3 protein-coding genes are annotated in these 1,820 nt (G+C 64.9%); all 3 read right to left on the bottom strand.

What is annotated here, in order from left to right; translation table 11 throughout:
* A partial coding sequence (locus ABYB95_RS22845) for an amidophosphoribosyltransferase (RefSeq protein WP_372662438.1) occupies nucleotides 1–696 on the bottom strand: 696 nt, incomplete at its 3' end.
* A 23-nt stretch (nucleotides 697–719) separates the two neighbouring features.
* Nucleotides 720–1,205, bottom strand: a complete 486-nt coding sequence (locus ABYB95_RS22840) for a CvpA family protein (RefSeq protein WP_372662441.1) — start codon at nucleotides 1,203–1,205, stop codon at nucleotides 720–722.
* 31 nt (nucleotides 1,206–1,236) lie between these two features.
* Nucleotides 1,237–1,820, bottom strand: a 584-nt coding sequence (locus tag ABYB95_RS22835; RefSeq protein WP_372662435.1) for an SPOR domain-containing protein, incomplete at its 5' end; no start/stop codon positions are given.

The raw sequence follows: 1,820 nt of genomic DNA, 5'->3' as shown, positions 1-1,820 counted from the left end.
TTCCAGGTCCACAAACAGCGCTTCACCCGGCTGCACATCGCGCATCAGATCAAAGCCCGTGCCTTCCAGCGTCACCGATTCGCTGGCCACCATCACGCCGGATTCGTTGCGCCCCACGCACAAAGGCCGAATGCCATAGGGGTCGCGGAACGCCAGCAAACCATGGCCGGCGATCAGCGCGATCACGGCGTACGAGCCGCGCACGCGCAGATGCACATTGCGCACGGCGGCAAACACCTCGGCAGGTTTGAGCACAATGCCGCGCGATACCTTTTCCAGCTCGTGCGCCAACACGTTGAGCAGCACTTCGGAGTCGCTGTTGGTGTTGATGTGGCGATGGTCGGTCTTGAACAGCTCTTCCTTCAAGGCTTGCGCGTTGGTCAGGTTGCCGTTGTGCACCAGCACCAGGCCGAAGGGTGCGTTTACATAAAAAGGTTGGGCCTCTTCTTCGCTGTAGGCGTTGCCGGCCGTGGGGTAGCGCACCTGGCCCAGGCCGCTCTGGCCTGGAAGGGCGCGCATGTCGCGGGTGCGAAACACATCGCGCACCATGCCTTTGGCCTTGTGCATGAAAAACTTCTGGCCTTGCTCGGTCACGATGCCGGCGGCGTCCTGCCCACGGTGCTGCAACAGCAGCAGCGCGTCATAAATGAGCTGATTGACCGGCGTTTGGCTGACCACGCCCACGATTCCACACATGTATTGATCCTTGACGAAGCTGATTACGGAAGAGAACGGGCCAGAGCATCCGGCAACAAAGGTTTGATCTGGTGCAGAGCGGACGACAGCACGCCCGCAGCCGCCGACGCCTGCCACCAGGCCTGCTGCTGCATTTGGGTCATGCTCACCACCACGGTCAGCGCCAACAAAATCACCACACCACGGGCCAGGCCAAAAGCCCCGCCCAGAATTCTGTCCACCGGCCGCAGTCCGACCGACTCCACCAGCCGCTTGACCAGCCAGGCCAACATGCCGCCCGCGAAGGCCGTGCCCATGAACACCAGCGCAAAACCCGCAGCCAGGCGCAGCGGTTGCGACGCGCCATCCATGGGCAACCAGGCCGCTACATCGGCGGCGTACCACTGGGCCAGCAAAAAGGCCGCCACCCAACCCGCCACCGAAATCACTTCGTACACCAGTCCGCGCCACAAACCCAGCAGGGCCGACAGCAGCAAGACCGCGAGCAAGGCCCAATCGACCCAAGCCATTTGCATCAAACCCTGGTTCGCATGGCGTGCGTCACAGCGTGAGAATGGCCGCCGGCAAGCCCAGCGACTTGACCTTGGCCGCCGCCTTCTCGGCTTCGGCCCGGCTGTTGAAGGGCCCCAGGCGCACCCGGATGCGTTTGCCTTCCGATGTTTCCGCCACGTGGGTATAAGTTTTTAGGCCCGCCCGCTCCAGCTTCAGGCGCACGGTGCGCGCACCGGCGGCTTCCGCGAACGCACCGACCTGCACCACCACGCGCTCGCTGTCAGCGGCCTGGCTCGGCGTTTTTTTGCCTTCCAGCAAGGCGCGTGCGCGGGCCGCTTCGCCCTCGGATTTGGCGTTATCGACTGCTTCGGACTTGGGGGCGGGAGCCGCTTTTGCACCCGGCTTGGGCTCGGGCGGGGTGGGCGGCGCCGGGCGCGTCGTCTCGACCACTTCCTCGCGGGCACCCAGACCCTCGTTCACCGACAGCTTGGGTGCAGGCTCGACGACTTGAGCGGGCGCAGCGGGCGTGCTGCTCTGAACCGCGACTTGGGGCTCCGCGCCCTTGGGCACCTGGAGCGAGACCTCGACCCGGCTCGAGTTCGGCTCGACCGTGGCGCGCAGCAGGCCGGCGG

This window comes from Hydrogenophaga sp. (assembly GCF_041633695.1).
Lineage (GTDB): Bacteria > Pseudomonadota > Gammaproteobacteria > Burkholderiales > Burkholderiaceae_C > Hydrogenophaga.
The sequence above is the reverse complement of the archived record's forward strand: the minus strand, read 5'-3'. Positions and strand labels throughout refer to the sequence as shown.

Bases quoted from the DNA above. Each gene is read 5' to 3' on its own strand.
- ABYB95_RS22840 (WP_372662441.1), bottom strand. From the start codon at position 1,205: ATGGCTTGGGTCGATTGGGCCTTGCTCGCGGTCTTGCTGCTGTCGGCC.